This is a genomic window from Bacillus taeanensis (assembly GCF_003318295.1).
Classification (GTDB): domain Bacteria; phylum Bacillota; class Bacilli; order Bacillales; family UBA6769; genus Maribacillus; species Maribacillus taeanensis.
In genome coordinates this window covers 103849-121446 of record NZ_QOCW01000004.1, presented here as the reverse complement: position 1 = coordinate 121446, position 17598 = coordinate 103849, and the positions used below count along the sequence as shown (strand labels likewise).

General features: G+C 35.7%; 18 protein-coding genes. 4 read left to right on the top strand and 14 right to left on the bottom strand.

Translation table 11 applies throughout. From position 1 onward, the window contains the following. Position 1 precedes the first annotated feature (1 nt). Both DS031_RS05775 and DS031_RS05770 read right to left on the bottom strand, forming a co-directional pair. Positions 2–865, bottom strand: a complete 864-nt coding sequence (locus DS031_RS05775; protein WP_113804984.1) for a metal ABC transporter permease — start codon at positions 863–865, stop codon at positions 2–4. A gap of 5 nt (positions 866–870) precedes the next feature. Then, a complete protein-coding gene (locus tag DS031_RS05770) occupies positions 871–1641 on the bottom strand; it encodes a metal ABC transporter ATP-binding protein (RefSeq protein WP_113804983.1) in 771 nt (256 codons plus the stop codon). 171 nt (positions 1642–1812) lie between these two features. On the opposite strand from DS031_RS05770, the gene DS031_RS05765 reads away from it, so the two are divergent. Continuing rightward, positions 1813–3336, top strand: a complete 1524-nt coding sequence (locus DS031_RS05765; RefSeq protein WP_181833034.1) for a Ppx/GppA family phosphatase — start codon at positions 1813–1815, stop codon at positions 3334–3336. A gap of 78 nt (positions 3337–3414) precedes the next feature. On the opposite strand, the gene DS031_RS05760 is transcribed toward DS031_RS05765, so the two are convergent. After that, positions 3415–4284 (bottom strand): YitT family protein, encoded by an 870-nt coding sequence (locus DS031_RS05760; protein WP_425451930.1) that lies wholly within the window; start codon positions 4282–4284, stop codon positions 3415–3417. 6 nt (positions 4285–4290) lie between these two features. Further along, complete coding sequence (locus tag DS031_RS05755) at positions 4291–4950, bottom strand: HAD family hydrolase (protein WP_181833033.1); 660 nt, start codon at positions 4948–4950, stop codon at positions 4291–4293. 164 nt (positions 4951–5114) lie between these two features. On the opposite strand from DS031_RS05755, the gene DS031_RS05750 reads away from it, so the two are divergent. Further along, positions 5115–5369 carry a DUF2624 family protein gene (locus DS031_RS05750; RefSeq protein ID WP_113804979.1) on the top strand — a complete coding sequence of 85 codons (255 nt, stop codon included), beginning with the start codon at positions 5115–5117 and terminating at the stop codon, positions 5367–5369. Positions 5370–5410: 41 nt separating this feature from the next. On the opposite strand, the gene DS031_RS05745 is transcribed toward DS031_RS05750, so the two are convergent. Next, positions 5411–6304: a deoxyribonuclease IV gene (locus DS031_RS05745; RefSeq protein WP_113804978.1), complete on the bottom strand. Its 894-nt coding sequence runs from the start codon at positions 6302–6304 to the stop codon at positions 5411–5413. 153 nt (positions 6305–6457) lie between these two features. Then, complete coding sequence (locus DS031_RS05740; RefSeq protein ID WP_113804977.1) at positions 6458–7732, bottom strand: DEAD/DEAH box helicase; 1275 nt, start codon at positions 7730–7732, stop codon at positions 6458–6460. A 236-nt stretch (positions 7733–7968) separates the two neighbouring features. Between DS031_RS05740 and vrrA the strand changes: the two genes are divergently transcribed. Beyond that, a complete protein-coding gene (gene vrrA / locus DS031_RS05735) occupies positions 7969–8478 on the top strand; it encodes a VrrA/YqfQ family protein (RefSeq protein ID WP_113804976.1) in 510 nt (169 codons plus the stop codon). A 139-nt stretch (positions 8479–8617) separates the two neighbouring features. After that, complete coding sequence (locus DS031_RS05730; protein WP_113804975.1) at positions 8618–9565, top strand: 4-hydroxy-3-methylbut-2-enyl diphosphate reductase; 948 nt, start codon at positions 8618–8620, stop codon at positions 9563–9565. A 72-nt stretch (positions 9566–9637) separates the two neighbouring features. On the opposite strand, the gene DS031_RS05725 is transcribed toward DS031_RS05730, so the two are convergent. The 8 genes from DS031_RS05725 to ccpN form a co-directional block, all read right to left on the bottom strand. Next, positions 9638–10756 carry a Nif3-like dinuclear metal center hexameric protein gene (locus DS031_RS05725; RefSeq protein ID WP_113804974.1) on the bottom strand — a complete coding sequence of 373 codons (1119 nt, stop codon included), beginning with the start codon at positions 10754–10756 and terminating at the stop codon, positions 9638–9640. Then, positions 10753–11460 carry a tRNA (adenine(22)-N(1))-methyltransferase gene (locus DS031_RS05720; protein WP_113804973.1) on the bottom strand — a complete coding sequence of 236 codons (708 nt, stop codon included), beginning with the start codon at positions 11458–11460 and terminating at the stop codon, positions 10753–10755. Before DS031_RS05720 ends, DS031_RS05725 begins: the two co-directional genes overlap by 4 nt. A 116-nt stretch (positions 11461–11576) precedes the next feature. Beyond that, entirely contained in the window at positions 11577–11924 is a 348-nt protein-coding gene (gene cccA / locus DS031_RS05715; RefSeq protein WP_113804972.1) for a cytochrome c550, read from the bottom strand. A 463-nt stretch (positions 11925–12387) separates the two neighbouring features. After that, complete coding sequence (gene rpoD, locus DS031_RS05710) at positions 12388–13500, bottom strand: RNA polymerase sigma factor RpoD (RefSeq protein WP_113804971.1); 1113 nt, start codon at positions 13498–13500, stop codon at positions 12388–12390. Positions 13501–13538: 38 nt separating this feature from the next. Then, positions 13539–15353: a DNA primase gene (gene dnaG / locus DS031_RS05705; protein ID WP_113804970.1), complete on the bottom strand. Its 1815-nt coding sequence runs from the start codon at positions 15351–15353 to the stop codon at positions 13539–13541. A gap of 47 nt (positions 15354–15400) precedes the next feature. Next, complete coding sequence (locus DS031_RS05700; protein ID WP_113804969.1) at positions 15401–15868, bottom strand: YaiI/YqxD family protein; 468 nt, start codon at positions 15866–15868, stop codon at positions 15401–15403. Positions 15869–16076: 208 nt separating this feature from the next. Next, positions 16077–16904 (bottom strand): pyruvate, water dikinase regulatory protein, encoded by an 828-nt coding sequence (locus DS031_RS05695; RefSeq protein ID WP_113804968.1) that lies wholly within the window; start codon positions 16902–16904, stop codon positions 16077–16079. A 33-nt stretch (positions 16905–16937) separates the two neighbouring features. After that, a complete protein-coding gene (ccpN, locus tag DS031_RS05690) occupies positions 16938–17585 on the bottom strand; it encodes a transcriptional regulator CcpN (RefSeq protein WP_113804967.1) in 648 nt (215 codons plus the stop codon). Between the last annotated feature and the right edge of the window lie 13 nt (positions 17586–17598).

Below are 17598 nucleotides of genomic sequence, written 5' to 3'. Positions count from 1 at the left end.
CTCACCTCTTTATCAGGTTAGTACGCACTCCGCGTGTTTGCTTCCATTTTTTCCAAATAACTGCTGCAATTAAAATAACGACAGATAAAATAACGATTGTTCCACCCGGAGCAATGTCTAAATAATAAGCTGCAATTAATCCAACAATAACAGCTAGTTCTCCAAAAAGAATCGAAAAATAAATCGTTTGCTTAAACCCCCTAGCAATTCGAATGCTTGCCGCAACAGGTAATGTCATTAATGAGGAAACAAGCAAAATCCCGACAATTCTCATAGATGCAGCAATTACTAATGCAACAAGTATGATGAACATAAAATGAATCCACTTGCTTCTAATACCAGAAACAATTGCCTGCTCTTCATCAAATGATAAGAAAAATAATTCTTTATAAAAAAAGATGATCACAATTAAAATCAGAACGGCAATTGTTGTAATAATAAATAAATCAGAACGACTCACAGCAATAACACTGCCAAATAAATAATTAAAAAGGTCAGTGTTAAATCCATCTGCTAAGGAAATAAAAATAACGCTTAAACCAATGCCTGCAGACAAGATAATGGGTATAGCTAATTCTTGATAAAATTTGTATACCTTTCGAAGTTGTTCAATTAACAGCGAACCGATAACAGAGAAAGTCATCCCTAAGTACACTGGATTTAATCCTTGAAAAAAGGAAACATGTTTTGCTAATAATAAATTTGCCGCAATACCCGCTAGTGTAATATGGGATAGCGAATCAGCAATTAATGATTGTCTTCTAACAACAATAAATACACCAAGAAGGGGAGCTAGAAAGCCAATCATAATTCCAGATAAAAAAGCATTTTGTAAAAATTGATACGTTAAAAAAGCTTCAATCATTCCATCTAGCCCCCGTGATTATGATTTAAAACATGGACATCGTGGCCGTAAAAAGAAGATAAACCTTCTTTTTGTATTTTCTCGAATTCATCCGATTGTCCATGAAAGAATAGTGTCTTATTAATACATGCTACATGTGTAATCTTATCTGAGACAGCCCCAACATCATGCGTGACAAGCAGCATTGTTAATCCTTTTTCTTTATTTAAACGCCCTAATAAATCATAAAAATCTTTTACAGATTTAGCATCAATTCCAACAGTTGGCTCGTCTAATATAAGAAGTTCGGGATCACTTACTAAAGCCCGCGCAATAAATACCCGCTGCTGCTGCCCCCCTGATAACTCACCAATATTTCGACTGCTGTATTCTCTCATTCCAACTGTTTGAAGCGCATCATACACTTTTTGTTTATGATCTTTTTTCAAAAAGCGAAACAACCCAATCTTTCCATAAAGCCCCATTGAGACCACTTCAAATACTGTTGCAGGGAAACCTGAGTTAAAACTATTTGCTTTTTGAGAAACATATCCAATTTTATCCCAGCTCTTAAATTTTTGAATTGGTACATCAAACAGAAAGATGGAACCTTGATGTGGTTTTAGAATTCCTAATATGTTTTTTATTAGCGTGCTTTTACCAGAACCATTTGGACCAACTAAACCTAAAAAAGCTCCTCTTGGCAGTTCAAAGTTAATATTCTCTAATACATACTGATTTCCATAGTGAAAGGAGAGATCTTTTATTGAGATGATAGGATTTTTTAATTGATCCATAAATTAACCTCCAAAATATTGCATAGTAACCTTTATATTAAGAATGATTACGATTTAACAATACTGTAGTATACATGAATCTAATACAATTGTAAATGATATTCGTTGTTAAAAATATGTATACGCTTTATAATAAAGAAAACTAATTCTACATAGGCAGGGATTGACATGATGGATGAAACATTAGGAATTATTGATATGGGTTCAAACTCCATTCGACTTGTTATTTATCGAATTGACAACCATGGACGTTATAAAGAAATTCACAACTTTAAAATAGTAGCACGACTGCGTGAATATATGGATGATAATGGAGTTATTAACTCTCAAGGAATGAACATTGTTATTGATACATTAAAGAAATTTCAAGAAATTACACGAAGATATAAGCTAACAAATATTCGCGGAATCGCAACAGCTGCCGTTAGACAAGCGGTTAACCAAACAAAAATATTAGAAAAAATTGCAGCTGAAACTGATTATTCTTTTAAAGTGCTTTCTGAGAAACAAGAAGCATACTACGGTTACTTAGCCGTTATTAACTCAACAAACATCTCTTCTGGAATTACAGTGGATATTGGGGGCGGCAGTACGGAAATTACATATTTTAAAGATCGGAAATTAATGAACTTTCACAGTTTTCCATTTGGATCATTAACATTAAAAAAATTTATTGCAAACGATCTACCTACAAAAGAGGAAATGAATAAACTAACCTCTTTTTTAGAATCAGCCTATCAATCACTTCCTTGGCTTTCTAACAAGTCACTACCTCTCATTGGAATTGGAGGAAGTGCTCGTAACTTATCATTAATTCACCAAAGAAAAAACCGTTATCCCCTGCCTGGCATTCATCAATATGAATTTCAATCCAAAGACATTCACAGTATTAATCAAATGTTATGTTCATTGCCTGCTGAAAAAAGGCAAAAGGTGGATGGATTATCAAAAGACCGCACCGATATTATTATTCCTTCCATTCATGCTCTTGATGTTTTAACAAGTGTTGTAAAAGCACCTGTCTTTATTATGAGTAAAAATGGATTAAGAGAAGGTATTTTCTATGAAGAATTGCTAAGCCCCTTTGAAACAGACAAATTTCCAAATGTTGCTGAAGAAAGCTTTTATCAGCTTCAGCAGGATTACGAAATGAATTTACTTACTGTGAATCAGCTTTCAAAGCTTGCTATGCTGCTGTATGAAAAATTATCAGAATACTTACACTGTTCAATTACTACTAGATACAAATTGTTATTACAGCGAGCAGCAAAGGTAAGCTATATTGGTGAATATATTGACCAAGAGTCTCGACATCAACATACCTTTTACTTGCTTTCCAATCAAACATTAAGCGGCCTTTCTCATAAAGAACGCTTAGAAGTCGCTTTAGTTGCATCGTTCAAATCAAAGTCTTATTTTCAACAATTTTTAGAGCCTTATAAAGACTGGTTCACAAAAGAAGAAATAAAACAATATGAATTTTTAGGCTCCATTCTTAAATTCTCCTATGGTTTAAATATTACACAGCAAAACCTTGTCCATGATATTGAAATGAGGAAAGAAAAAAAACAAGTAAACCTTTCTATTAACTGCTTGCGAGAAGCTCCTTTTGAGGAAAGTAAAGCACTAAAGTATAAAAAACATCTTGAAAAAATAATAAAGGTTCCCATTACCCTTAATTTTATCGTAACATAAAAGAAGCCCCCTCTTGAACGTAGGGGGTTTCTTTGTGTTTGACAGGTTAACACTTAACTCCAAGTTACCTTCGAACTGTTAGTGGATAGGAGACTTAAATTTTGCCCCTCGCGTTTCTTGGGTATTCATAATGGTAATAAATGCTTTAGGGTCAATTTCATAAACAATATTTTTTAACTTTGTTACTTCCAGTCTTGTGATAACAGCATAAATCACTTCTTTCTCTTCATCCGTATAGCCGCCTTTTCCTTTTAATTTCGTTGTACCTCTGCCTAGACGATCTAAAATGCTGTCTGATACTTCTTCATAAAGATCCGAAACAATAATAACAGCTTTTGTTTCGTCAAGCCCTTGAATAACGGTATCAATGGTTTTAAATGCTATATAATAAGTCATCACAGAATACATTGCCTGTTCCCAACCGAACACAAATCCTGCCCAACTAAAAATAAAAATGTTTAAAAACATAACAAATTCTCCAATTGAAAAGGGAAGTTTCTTTGTTAATAAAATCCCTAAAATTTCAGTTCCATCTAAAGACCCACCATGACGAATTACCATTCCAACCCCAATTCCTAAGATAAGGCCTCCAAAGACTGAAGCTAAAATTGGTTCATTAATAAACGCTGGCACATGGTGAAGAGAAGACTCAATAGCTGCTAAGCTAAAAATCCCTACTAATGAAGAAACCACAAATGTTTTTCCAATTTGTGTATAACCAAAATACATAAATGGTAAGTTTAACACAATAACAAGTATTGCAAAATTCACCAATGTTAAATGATCAAGAATTAATGAGACGCCAATAATTCCTCCATCAATAATATCATTTGGTACGAGAAACAGCTCAATGGATACTGCTGCTAGACCAGCCCCAATGATAACCATTACTAATCGGTAAATAAGGTGAGATATGCTTTCTTTTTTATGCTGTTTTTTCTCCATCATTCCCTCCTACAACCTTTCTCGTTCATTTATCCAATTTATAATTTCTTCTTTTAATAATGCAGGGAAAGGAATAATATGATCGGCATGAGTTAGATACTGTTTTGGTAGAGAGGTTTCCACTGCTAAAACTTTTGCCCCAGCTTTTTTAGCCGCTGTTATACCAAGCGGAGCATTTTCTACAATCAACCACTCTTTCGGGTCAATCATTAAAGCTTCCATAGCTCTTTGATATGGCTCAGGATGCGGCTTTCCATTTTTTACATCACTTCCGGTAATAACTGCATCAAATGTTAAGTTTTTTGATTTTAATACTTCTTCAGCAAATTCCCGATTACTTCCTGTTATAAGAGCTGTCTTTAATCCTTGTTTTTGTATGTAACGAATCGTGTCAATTGTATCTTCAAAAAATGACAAAACATTTATTTCTTTAAATAATAATCTTTTGCGATTATAAATTAACTGTTTGGCTTCAGTTGATAGCGAAAACGAATAATGATCATTTAGCCAATCAATTGTTTTGGGACCGTTCATTCCCTCTAATTGAAAGATAAGTTGTTCCTCAATTTTATATTTATGTTCTAAAAATGTTTGCTGCCAAGCTCTCGCATGATTTTTCATCGTATCAACAAGTACACCATCCATATCAAATCCAATCGCTTTTATCATTTCATGCATTCCTTTCTATCTATTTCTTACTTTAATAGTAACACGAACGCCTTGTGAAAACATGATCAAAGTTCTTTAAAAATGATTTTTCACCCTTTTTAGGCTCAAACATACATTGTCTATAGAGACATATTTCGTAAACGTATCAGGGAGGGAATAAAGTCATGAATCCAATCGTACAGCAGATGGTAAATTATAAACTTAATCATTTAACAATTGATGAACTGCTGGAGCTTTCAAAAAAATATAATGTGACTATCACTCGTGTTCAAGCGCAGAAGGTTATTCAAATATTACAAAGAGAAAAAGTTGATATTGCAAATTTGAAACAGCGTCAAAGAATTTTAACTACAATTGGAAAAGAAACGAATCCCCGCTTAATGAAACAAATTGATATGCTTCTAACACAACTTTTATAAAATATAAAATATAAAAAAACAAAGCAAAAGCTTTGTTTTTTTTATATTTCTAGTAATTTTCTTTGCAATTCAGGGTTAAATTCTTTCGCCTTAAGCATTTCTATTTCTAGGAAGTATGGAGGCTTTTTATTTTTCTTGTCTGAACCAACATAAGGCGTTTCTAAAATTTTAGGTGTATTTTCCAATTGAGGATGATGAACAATATAATTTAGTGCATCAAAACCAATATAACCAAATCCTATGTTTTCATGACGGTCTTTATGTGCTCCGCGTTCATTTTTACTATCATTAATGTGAAGTACTTTTAAGCGTTCAATTCCAATCAACTTATCAAACTGGTTCAGCACACCATCAAAATCATCAACAATATTATAGCCTGCATCATGTGTATGACAGGTGTCAAAACAGACAGATAGTTTATCATTATGGGTAACTCCATGAATAATTTCTGCAATTTCTTCAAATACACGTCCACACTCTGATCCTTTTCCTGCCATTGTTTCTAGAGCAATTTGTACATTTTGATCTGGAGTAATCACTTCATTTAATCCTTCAATGATTTTAGCAATTCCTTGAGCTGCTCCTGCACCCACATGGGCTCCGGGATGAAGAACGATCTGTCCTGCTCCGAGTGCTTCTGTACGTTCAATTTCTGAACGTAAAAAGTCTACACCTAATTGAAATGTTTCTGGTTTTGTTGTATTTCCAATATTAATAATGTAGGGGGCATGGACAACAATTTCATCTATTCCATGTTCCTCCATGTGTTTTCTTCCTGCTTCTATATTTAATTCTTCAATTGCTTTTCTTCTTGTATTTTGCGGGGCACCCGTGTAAATCATAAATGTATTTGCTCCATACGAGACTGCTTCCTCACTTGCTCCGAGAAGCATTTTTTTTCCACTCATGGAAACATGTGAACCGATTTTAAGCATATCAACACAACACTCCTTTTTTAACAATACTTCAACATAATATCATAACTTTATTAAATTAGAAAAACTTAGCTTTTCTTATACTCTGTTCCTTTACTTTTTAAGAGATAAAAAAATAAAAAGCTCCCTCATTGAGTAGGGAACTTTTCATTGTTATTTTCGCTTACCTTTATTTAGTTTTTCAATTTTTTGACGCATTTTTTTCTTATAACCAGGTTTTACTTTTTTCGGCTTTGGTAATGAGGCTTTTTGTTGAGGCTGAGGCGGCTTTCTCCTCACTCTTTTCTTAACAGGAATAAACTCTTCTCCTTTTACATCAACAAATTGAAATGCAATACCGCGTTTTTCCAACTTTTGAACGGCTGCTTCTTCTTGCTCAGGGTTATAGATTGTAATAGCCGTTCCTGATAAACCAGCTCGACCAGTACGTCCAACACGGTGAACATAAAAATCTAAGTCTGTTGGCAGTTCTATGTTAATAATATGACTAACACCTTTAATATCAATTCCTCTTGAAGCAAGATCGGTTGCAACAACAAATTGACACTCAAGTCGCTCAATCCGCTTCATAACTTGTTTTCGCTCTCTCGGTTGAAGCCCCCCATGAAGGACTTCTATATTTAGTCCAGCTTCACTTAACGCTTTTGCTGCTTCATCTGCATGTGATTTCGTATTTGCAAAAACAATTGCTAAATAAGGATTAATCGAATTAGCGATTTTAATAAGTAATTCGCTTTTATCACGGTGGCGAAGATCAATTGCCAAATGTTCAATTTCAGCTGCTGCAGCTTGCTCTGGTTTCACTTCAACAAACTTAGGGTTTTCCATATATTTCTTTAGAAATGGCTGCAGATTTTCTGGTATTGTTGCAGAAAAAACAAGCATTTGTAAGTTCTCAGCCATTCTAGAGGCAATTTGGTCAACATCTTCAATAAAGCCCATATCAAGCATTTGGTCTGCTTCATCTACAACAAGCATTGCTGCTGGGTAAACGGATAAAGCTTCTTCTTTAATTAAATCGTGAATTCTCCCTGGTGTTCCTACAACAATATGAGGTGGATTTTTCAATTTACTTACCATACGTTTTTTATCTGTGCCGCCCACTATTTTCCGGGCACGATATACATCATTCTTTGGAAGCAGTTTTAACAGCTCTTGATAAATTTGGGCAGCTAACTCCCTTGTTGGAGCTGTAATAATAGCCTGGCATTCATTCTTTTCTGGGTCAATCCGTTCAATAAGCGGTATTAAAAAAGCAAGTGTTTTACCCGTTCCTGTCTGCGACTTTCCAATTGCACTATTTCCATTGATTACCCCTGGAATTAAACGCTCCTGAATCTCTGTTGGTTTTACAAATCCTTGATCTGTTAATGCCTCTATTAAAAATGGCTTTAATTTAAATTGTTCAAATTGTGTTTTCAATGATATTCCTCCATTAATTCTTCGTTCTTACATATTTAATATACCGTCTCCTATAAGTATGTCCCTCATGTATTATAGTCTAGTATTTAGGGAAACGCTATGTCATTTAGCGAATTTCTTTTCTATGGAATGAAATCTTATAGGTATATACCCATTCTAACTTATTATACACACTCTTATAAAAAAGCAAGCATATTCTTAATTGAGATCCCAAAATAACCGCTCTTGAAAGGAGGGATTTCATGAACGGTTTTCCATCCCCGCCTCCCCAAAATTATAATCCAATGATGTCAAATCCTTTTTTTGGTCCTCCACCAAACATGCCGCAGCAAATGCCCATGTCAGGTAATGCTGGAGGAGGTCTGCTCAGTCGATTACTATCGAATAGCGGTTCAACAGGTGGAGGCGTTAACTTAGGCGGAATGCTCGGAAACATTCAACAAGGATTAAAAGTAGCGGAGTCTGTAACACCGATGATCCAACAATACGGTCCTCTTATAAAAAACATTCCAGCTATGATCAACATGTATAAAGAAATTATGTCTTCTAATTCATCCAGCACTGAATCTAAAAAGGAAGAGAAGGATAACAATGGCAAACAAGTAAAAAAGAAAACAAAAAAGAAAGCGACGCCTTCTCATCAAAAAAGAAAAAAACAGCGAACACCTTCCAAAAAAACAGTATCAACAAAAAAAACGAAAACTGCTTCTAAAACGAAGATCCGCTCTTCTAACCCAAAGCTTTATATTTAGCTTTTAATACCGCCTGTCTAAATATACATTTTCAGTACTTCCCCTGTTATAAGTGAGAATGTCTTTCATTGTTTTCTCTTCCTCTCTCCTTTATAATGAGAGAAGTGATAAGATTTTGACCTGTCAGGGAGGAACGAAAATGGAAGTCATAAAAATATCTCCACGCGGCTACTGCTATGGTGTTGTTGATGCTATGGTTATTGCTCGAAATGCTGCAATGGATAAAACTTTGCCAAGACCGATTTATATTCTTGGAATGATTGTTCACAACAGCCATGTAACAGAGGCATTTGAAGAAGAAGGAATTATTACACTAGACGGAAAAAACCGCTTAGATATATTAAAACAAGTTGATCAAGGTACCGTTATTTTTACGGCACACGGCGTCTCCCCCGAAGTACGAAAACTAGCAGAGGAAAAAGGCTTAACCTGTATTGATGCAACTTGTCCTGATGTAACTTCCACACATGATATTATTCGAGAAAAAGCTGCAAAAGGTTATGATATTATTTATGTTGGAAAACATGGCCATCCTGAACCAGAAGGTGCCATTGGCGTTGCCCCACATGCTGTACATCTTGTTGAAAATCAGGAAGATGTTATAAAATTAACCCTTCACAATGAACGTATTTTAGTAACAAATCAAACAACAATGAGTCAATGGGATGTTCGTGAAGTGATGGATCGAGTAAAAGAAAAGTATCCACATGTTGAAGTGCATAATGAAATTTGCTTAGCAACACAAGTTCGACAAGAAGCAGTAGCGGAGCAGGCAAAAGAAGCAGATCTTTTAATTGTTGTTGGCGATCCGCGAAGCAATAACTCTAACCGATTAGCACAAGTATCTGAGCAAATCGCCGGTACAACCGCGTATCGAATTGCAGATTTATCTGAACTTAATCTTGAGTGGCTGGATGGTGTTAAAAAAGTTGCCATAACGGCCGGCGCAAGTACACCAACACCGATTACAAAAGAAGTACTCCGCTTCTTAGAACAATATAACCCTACTGATAAAGCAACATGGAACAAAGAACGAACAGTAACACTAAATAAAATCCTTCCAAAAGTACGAAAAAAGTCACTATAAAGAGTGTACCCATAAGAGCCAGACCTAAAAAAGTTTTTAGGTCTGGCTCTTTTTGTTTTTATATCAACCTTTTTACATAAATTGAAATGGATCCGTATTTTTTTGTGAGGAGATTACCTCCGTCTCATATTTACTGCTTAGAGCGCTTTCCAAATACTTTCTAACCCCTTCTTTCATAATCTTTTCCACATTATGACCAGGATCGACTATATTCAGTCCTTCAAGCATGGCATCGTGGGCAACATGATAATAAATATCTCCTGTTACATAGACATCAGCCCCCTTAAAAAGGGCTTGCGTCATATATTTATTTCCATCCCCACCAAGCACTGCTACTTTCTTCACTTTGCTTTTTTTATTCCCAACTACCCTTACACCTGTCACATTGAATGTACGCTTTACATGAAGTGCAAATTGCTCTAACGTTAATTCCTCTTTCAATGTTCCAATTCTGCCAAGACCTAACGTTTCCCCTTTATTATCAAGTGAGTAAATATCATAAGCAACTTCTTCATATGGATGTGCTTTAATAACTGCGTTGATCACTTTTTTCTCAAGATAGTCCGGAAAAATACTCTCAATCTTTACTTCATCTACAAACTCTAATTTTCCTTGTTCACCAATATGAGGATCTGTCCCTTCACCTGGTAAAAACGACCCTTGTCCTTCACTGGAAAATGTACAGTGGCTGTAATTTCCAATCGCTCCTGCGCCTATATTCCCAAGCGCTTCACGGACTTTATCTACAGAATCTGTTGGAACAAAAACAACAATTTTTTTCAGGTTTACCTCTGTTGTTGGAACAAGAACCTCTGTATTTTGAAGCTGCAGTGCTTCTGCCATTAAATCATTTACTCCACCTTTTGCTACATCTAAATTTGTATGGGCTGCATATACCGCAATATCATGTTTTATTAGTTTGGTAACTATTCCACCTTCAGCAGAGTCTGTCGTAATTTTTTTTAAAGGTCGAAAAATAATCGGATGATGAGCAATAATAAGATCGACTTCTTCTTCAATTGCTTCCTCTACTACTTCATCAAGAACATCAAGTGCAACCATTACTTTACGAACCGGTTTATTTAATGTACCAATTTGAAGACCAATTTTATCTCCTTCTACAGCAAGCGATTTTGGTGCAAACTTTTCAAACTCTTGAACGATTGCTTGACCATTTGCAAATTTACTCATGACAGCCCCTCCTCTATTCGTTTTATTTCTTGTAATATTAACTTTTTTCGTTCCACTTTTTCTTCATTGTTAGAAGCAGATTCAAGCTGTTTAATAATTTTCCTTCTTTTTTCTAGTTCATGAGACCATTTTTTTTGAAAGACAGCATTTTTTTCTTTCATTAAATAAGGTCCTAATAAAAAAGCTGCTAATTTATCGTTTTGATACAATGATTTATCATTTCCCCGCTCTGCTGCCAGTACTTCATAAATCTTACCATCTTCTTCTAAAATTTCTTCACTAATAAGCAGCCAATTATTTTTGTGCAGCCAAATGCGAATTTTATCAGCGGCAACGTTCGGCTGCAGAACTAATCGTTCTACTCCCTCTAATTTTTCTTTACCTTCTTCTAAAATATCGCGTATTAATCCTCCGCCCATCCCCGCTACTGTAATTACATTCACTTCTTTTGGGGCAATAACAGCTAGACCGCTCCCTTTTCGCACTGAAATGGCATCATTCATCCCAAGCTTTTCAACTTGCTTTTTTGCAGAAAGATATGGCCCTTCATTTACTTCCCCTGCAACAGCGCCCTTGATAAGTCCATTGTTATAAGCATAACAGGGCAAATAAGCATGATCAGAACCAATATCAGCTACTATTGCTCCTTTTGGTATGTAAGATACGACTGCTTTTAATCGTTTTGAAAGGTATTGTTCATTCATTTTTTCACCACATTGTCTCACTTTTTTAGTTATTCTCTTATCATCATAGCTTTTTCCTTATCTTGACGCAAGAACAGCAAAAAGCTTTCTGGATTATCAGAAAGCTTCTTTTTTGCTTATTTTTTTTCAGCAAGCCACTCAGCAAGTTTATCTTTATCAGCGCCAGATACTAAACCTGATGGCATACCTCCTGGTAATCCTTCTTCAAGAATGGTTGCAATTTCTTCTGCAGAATACTTAGATCCTACTTGCTGGAGGTTCGGACCCATGCCGCCTTCTAGTTCACCGCCATGACAGCCGGAGCAGGTTTGTGTATAGATTTCTTCAGGTGCTAATTCAGCAGTCTCTTCCCCGCCATGAGCTTCTTCGTTCAAATTATTTAAACCAACGAAGGAAAGCGTAAGAATTAAAATAAATCCAGCTACTGCAGTTACTAGAAATGGGATAAGCGGATTGCCTTTCATCTTTTTTCCTCCTTGCTCTACTTTTTCTTACATAGTTTTCCCGATTATGTACGAGTAAACAAATCCATTATTATTTTACTTTAAAACATACAAGATGAAAAGCCTTTCCATTATATTTATTGATTTGTCACGAATTCTTCAATAATTTATTCAACATTTTCATCTTGTATTTGTTAAGTAATTGCTACAAAAAATTAACATGCTCTTAAAATTTGTATGGCATGATTAAATTATGCTCTTTTATCCATTCTTTTTCATTCTACTGCTTAAAGCGTTGAATAATTTTTATGAACTTCATTTGCAAAATCCAAAAAAAATCAGTAAAATAAATGACAAGAAATGTTATTGAACATTGACCTTGAAAAGGCATTCATTTTTGTTAACAAAACGCCTATTTAATTAAAATAAAATAGAGTTTGCTTAGTGATTAAGCAAACTCTATAAACCCTAAACAGATTGTCCCTTAATCTAAGAAGTCTTTTAAACGTTTACTACGGCTTGGATGGCGAAGTTTACGCAATGCTTTTGCTTCAATTTGGCGGATCCGTTCTCTTGTAACTCCAAATACTTTTCCAACTTCCTCAAGCGTACGTGTACGACCATCGTCTAGTCCAAAGCGTAAACGAAGCACATTTTCTTCACGATCAGTCAATGTATCAAGCACATCTTCAAGCTGCTCTTTCAGCAGTTCATACGCTGCAGCATCTGACGGAGCAAGTGCTTCTTGATCTTCAATAAAATCTCCTAAATGAGAGTCATCTTCTTCACCAATAGGCGTTTCAAGTGAAACAGGCTCTTGGGCAATTTTTAAAATTTCGCGGACTTTATCTGGAGAAAGCTCCATCTCTTTTCCAATTTCTTCTGGAGTTGGTTCTCTACCTAAGTCTTGTAAAAGCTGACGCTGCACACGAATTAACTTATTAATGGTTTCCACCATATGCACAGGTATACGAATTGTTCTCGCTTGGTCTGCAATGGCCCGTGTAATTGCTTGGCGAATCCACCATGTAGCATACGTACTAAATTTAAATCCTTTGCGATAGTCAAACTTTTCAACGGCTTTTATAAGTCCCATATTTCCTTCTTGAATTAAGTCGAGGAAAAGCATTCCTCTTCCAACGTAACGCTTGGCAATACTTACAACGAGACGCAGGTTCGCTTCTGCTAATCGGCGTTTTGCTTCTTCATCGCCGTCCTCAATTCGATTGGCAAGTTCAATTTCTTCTTCAGCAGAAAGTAAATCAACCCGTCCAATCTCTTTTAAATACATGCGTACTGGGTCATTAATTTTCACTCCAGGCGGCACACTGAGGTCATTTAAATCAAACTCTTCTTCTTTTCCTTCTTCAGGAATCGTTGCCGTTCCTGAATCCTCAATTACTTCAACACCCTGATCTTCCAAAAAGTCAAAAAACTCGTCCATTTGTTCAGAGTCTTGGTCAAATGGTGATAACCGATCTGCAACCGTTGAATAAGTAATAACTCCCGTTTTTTTACCTAAATCAACTAGTTGTTCTTTCACTTGATCGATGGTTAATTCACCTTCTGGCGCTTGGCTAGTAGGTTTCTCAGCCATTCGATCCCCCTCCTTCCATACTTCTACGACACTAATAATTATTTATTTGTGAAGGTTTTTTTAATTTCAATAATTTCCATAGCAATCTTAGCGGCCGTTAAAAAGTCTTGTCTTCGTTCAGCTTCCTTTTTTTCTTTTTCTTTTTCTTCAATCTGCATTTTCTTTGGATATATAAGAATTTGCTTCATATAATCGTCTAACTCTTTATCCGATATATCCTCATTAATTTCCAACATCGCAAGTTCCGATGCTGTTTTTATTAATTGCGGTTCATGAAGCCTTTCTAGAAAGGCACTTATATTTGGCTGATTTCCTTCTGCATAATAGGCATACAAATATGCAGCCACTGCGCTGTATTCTTCGATATTAAATGCGCCGCCAATTTCCTCTTGAACCTTTTCAGCAATTTCAATGTTACGAATCATATGAGCAAGAAGCAGCCTTTCAGCATTATGAAAAGCAGGTAGTAGGCGCTGAACATAGAAGTTTTTTCTAGCCTTATTATCTCTTTTCTCAAAAGGTTTATCCTGTTTTTTTTGTGATTGTTTATAAAATTGATGCTGCTGCTGTTTTAATGCATCTAATGATAAAGAAAACTCATTGGCAAGCTGCCTTAAATAATGATCACGTTCCACCGCTTTTTTTAATGTGCTAATTTCCTGCAGTACCTCTTCGATATACTGCATTCTTTCTCCTTCATCTTGAAGGTTTTTTCCTCTCCGAAAGTAATCCATCTTAAAGGACATAACCGTTAAACTTGTTCCAATGACATTCGTTAAAAATGCTTCTGCTCCATACTTACGAATATAGTCGTCAGGATCTAATCCGTCGGGCATCTTTGCAATTTTAACGAGACAGTCGGTTTGTGCAAACATTTCAGCTGCCCGAAACGCAGCATTGACACCTGCATTATCAGAGTCATAACAAATCGTGATCCCTTCAGCATTACGGCTTAAAATTTTTGCCTGTTCCTCTGTAAGAGAAGTCCCTAAAGTGGCCACACCATTTTTAACCCCAGCTCTCCATGCTGATGTCACATCAACATATCCTTCGAAAAGTACAGCTTGTTGGGTTAACCGAATTTGAGGCCTAGCAAGATGGAAGCCATACAAAGTTTTACTTTTGTTAAAGATCTTAGTTTCAGGACTGTTTAAATACTTTGGTTCTCCTTTACCTAAAACACGCCCACCAAAACCAATCGCATTTCCTTTTGCATCAAAAATGGGAAACATAATTCGATCACGAAAACGATCGAAATACTTTCCATCAAACTCTCTTTTACCAATTAGCCCAGCTTGTTCTACTTGATCTAGTTGAAAGCCTCGCTTTGCTAAGAATGCAGATGCAAATTCCCATGAATCAGGTGCATAACCAAGGTTATAAGTTTTGATGGTTTCCTCATCAAATCCTCTATCCTTTAAATACGCTAATGCTTGCTGCCCTTGATCTGTATTCAACAGACAATGATGATACAGCTTTGTTAATAGTTCATGTGCCTGCTGCATGACTTCACGATCACGATTTGATTTTTGATGTGCTGGAGACTGGTCAAGCTGCGGCAAATGAATTCCAACTTTTTCTCCAAGGTGGCGGACAGCTTCCGGAAATTGAAAGCCTTCAATTTCCATTAAAAAAGAAAAGGCGTTACCTCCTGTGCCACAACCAAAACAGTGGTAAATTTGCTTATCTGGAGAAACTGAGAAAGAAGGTGTATTTTCCCCATGGAAGGGACATAAACCAAAATAATTTCTACCTTGCTTCTTTAGCGTCACATAATCATTGATAACATCAACAATGTCCACTGCTTTTCTAATCTTTTCAACGGTATCTTCAGGAATACGAGTTGCTCCCATTAATCACATCACCGTTCTTTAAATTACACTACTTTTTTCGACAAATTTCACAAAAGTCCTTCTTTTTTTAAAACTTTTTTAAATTCTTCACTAAATCGTTCTTTGTCTTCTTTCCGGAAAGGCTTTGGGCCCTTCACACGGTTTCCTGCTCTACGTTCTTTACTAGATAAATGGCGCATATATAACAGGTCATCAATATTTTTCTCTAAATACCGTTTACCACGAGGCGAAAGAACATAAACTCCCTTTGGAAGAAGAATACTTGCTAGACCGTAGTCTTGAGTAATAACAAAATCGTTTGGAATCACATGATTGACAATATAGAGATCCACTTCTTCCCGATTAGAATCAACAATAATCCATTTTGTGTTTTTCTCCTCATTCATAACATGTGCATAAGAAGCAACAAAAAGTACATCTACAGGTACATTCCTACATATATCTTGAATTTCCTGTTTAATTGGGACTGGACACGCGTCTGCATCAATAAATATTGTTTGCATCTTTTTCGGCATATTTCTCTATTCTACATCTCCTTATGGATTCCTTCTTACATTTCTTTGTTTTAAAATTTAGAAATTTGTCGAAGTCTTTCGATTATCTGGTTATATTGTAACCATTTTAATTAACTTTTAAATCACAATATTTTATTATAAATGATTCATTACTAATTCGCTAGCAAAAAAAAGAAAAAAGCACAAAATTCTCAAGGAATTATGTGCATTAACGATATCCTTTTCCATGATAAATATTTAATATAATATTTGCAGTTTCCTCAACCGCTTTATTTGATACATCAATTACTTCACAGCCCATCTTTTTTACAATATCATCGAAATACTGCAGCTCTGCTTTAATTCGTTCAATATTTGCATAATTTGCTTGATCATTTAACCCTAATGATTTGAGGCGCTCACGGCGAATATCATTAAGCTTTTCAGGACTGATTTTTAAAGCAAAACACTTCTGCTGGGATACTTTAAATAACTCTTCCGGCGGTTCTACTTCTGGAACAATTGGAACATTTGCAACTTTTACGCGTTTATGGGCAAGATATTGCGATAAAGGAGTCTTGGAAGTTCTTGAAACACCAACAAGGACAATATCAGCGCGTAAAATTCCACGAGGATCTCGACCATCATCATATTTTACCGCAAATTCAATTGCCTCTATTTTCCGAAAATAATCTTCATCAAGTTTATGAACAAGGCCGGGCTCTCTTCTTGGTTGGCGTTTTGTTACACTTTCCATTTTTTCCATCATTGGCCCAATAATGTCCACGTATTCTACGCCTTCTTGTTCAGCAATAGAAATGAGATATTCTCTTATTTCGGAAATAACTAATGTAAAAGCAATAATTGCCCCTGCTTCTTTTGCTAAAGACACAACTTCACGAATTGTTGCTTTATCTTCTACATAAGGTACTCTTCGTACTTCAATATTTGCCGTATTAAATTGACTTGCTGCCGCTTTTACAACAAGATCTGCTGTTTCTCCGACAGAATCAGATACCACATATATTAATGGACGTGCCGTTAAACTATATTCCATTCTGTCATCCCCTTTCTACTATTCATTCTATATCTAAATCACTTCATCTATTGCTAAATCCACTAAGGCTTTTGTAATATTAGTCTTTGTTAATCTGCCAATCACTTCAAACCCTTGGAGATTTTCTGCTTCTTTTACAACCGGGACGGCATCAATTTGCTTTTCAATAAGCTGATTTGCTACATCAATTAATAGATCTTCTTTATAGCAAACACTAATATTCGGCATTCTTGTCATAATGATATTAAGCGGTATGGATGCTAAATCTTGTTTTCCCATGCTGGCTCTCAATAAATCTTTCCTAGAGACCACTCCAACAAGCTTTGCATCCTTATCAACGACAAAGAGAGTCCCCACATCTTCAAGAAACATCGTACAAATTGCATCATAAACGGTTGCTGCTTCATTTACAACAACAGGCATTGATTGAAAATCCTGCACTTTAATTTTTTTAATTTTTTCAGTTAACAGCTGTGAACCTGTTTTTCCTGTATAAAAATAACCTACTCTTGGTCTTGCATCTAAAAAACCTGCCATTGTCAATATGGCTAAGTCTGGTCTTAGCGTAGCACGAGTTAAACTTAACTGGTCCGCAATTTGCTCACCAGTAATCGGTCCTTCATCTTTTACAATCTGTAAGATTTGTTCTTGTCGTTTATTAAGTTCGATATGACTCACCACCTTTACCAGTCTA

Excerpts from the sequence above, each read along its gene's own strand:
- vrrA (WP_113804976.1), top strand. The coding sequence starts at position 7,969 with ATGAACGGTTTTCCATCCCCGCCTCCCCAAAATTATAATCCAATGATG.
- rpoD (WP_113804971.1), bottom strand. The coding sequence starts at position 13,500 with ATGGCTGAGAAACCTACTAGCCAAGCGCCAGAAGGTGAATTAACCATC.
- DS031_RS05750 (WP_113804979.1), top strand. The coding sequence starts at position 5,115 with ATGAATCCAATCGTACAGCAGATGGTAAATTATAAACTTAATCATTTA.
- DS031_RS05730 (WP_113804975.1), top strand. The coding sequence starts at position 8,618 with ATGGAAGTCATAAAAATATCTCCACGCGGCTACTGCTATGGTGTTGTT.
- DS031_RS05775 (WP_113804984.1), bottom strand. The coding sequence starts at position 865 with ATGATTGAAGCTTTTTTAACGTATCAATTTTTACAAAATGCTTTTTTA.
- DS031_RS05765 (WP_181833034.1), top strand. The coding sequence starts at position 1,813 with ATGGATGAAACATTAGGAATTATTGATATGGGTTCAAACTCCATTCGA.
- DS031_RS05755 (WP_181833033.1), bottom strand. The coding sequence starts at position 4,950 with ATGATAAAAGCGATTGGATTTGATATGGATGGTGTACTTGTTGATACG.
- DS031_RS05695 (WP_113804968.1), bottom strand. The coding sequence starts at position 16,904 with ATGGAATATAGTTTAACGGCACGTCCATTAATATATGTGGTATCTGAT.
- DS031_RS05725 (WP_113804974.1), bottom strand. The coding sequence starts at position 10,756 with ATGAGTAAATTTGCAAATGGTCAAGCAATCGTTCAAGAGTTTGAAAAG.
- DS031_RS05745 (WP_113804978.1), bottom strand. The coding sequence starts at position 6,304 with ATGCTTAAAATCGGTTCACATGTTTCCATGAGTGGAAAAAAAATGCTT.
- cccA (WP_113804972.1), bottom strand. The coding sequence starts at position 11,924 with ATGAAAGGCAATCCGCTTATCCCATTTCTAGTAACTGCAGTAGCTGGA.
- DS031_RS05720 (WP_113804973.1), bottom strand. The coding sequence starts at position 11,460 with ATGAATGAACAATACCTTTCAAAACGATTAAAAGCAGTCGTATCTTAC.
- DS031_RS05700 (WP_113804969.1), bottom strand. The coding sequence starts at position 15,868 with ATGCCGAAAAAGATGCAAACAATATTTATTGATGCAGACGCGTGTCCA.
- DS031_RS05760 (WP_425451930.1), bottom strand. The coding sequence starts at position 4,284 with ATGATGGAGAAAAAACAGCATAAAAAAGAAAGCATATCTCACCTTATT.
- DS031_RS05770 (WP_113804983.1), bottom strand. The coding sequence starts at position 1,641 with ATGGATCAATTAAAAAATCCTATCATCTCAATAAAAGATCTCTCCTTT.
- dnaG (WP_113804970.1), bottom strand. The coding sequence starts at position 15,353 with ATGGGAGCAACTCGTATTCCTGAAGATACCGTTGAAAAGATTAGAAAA.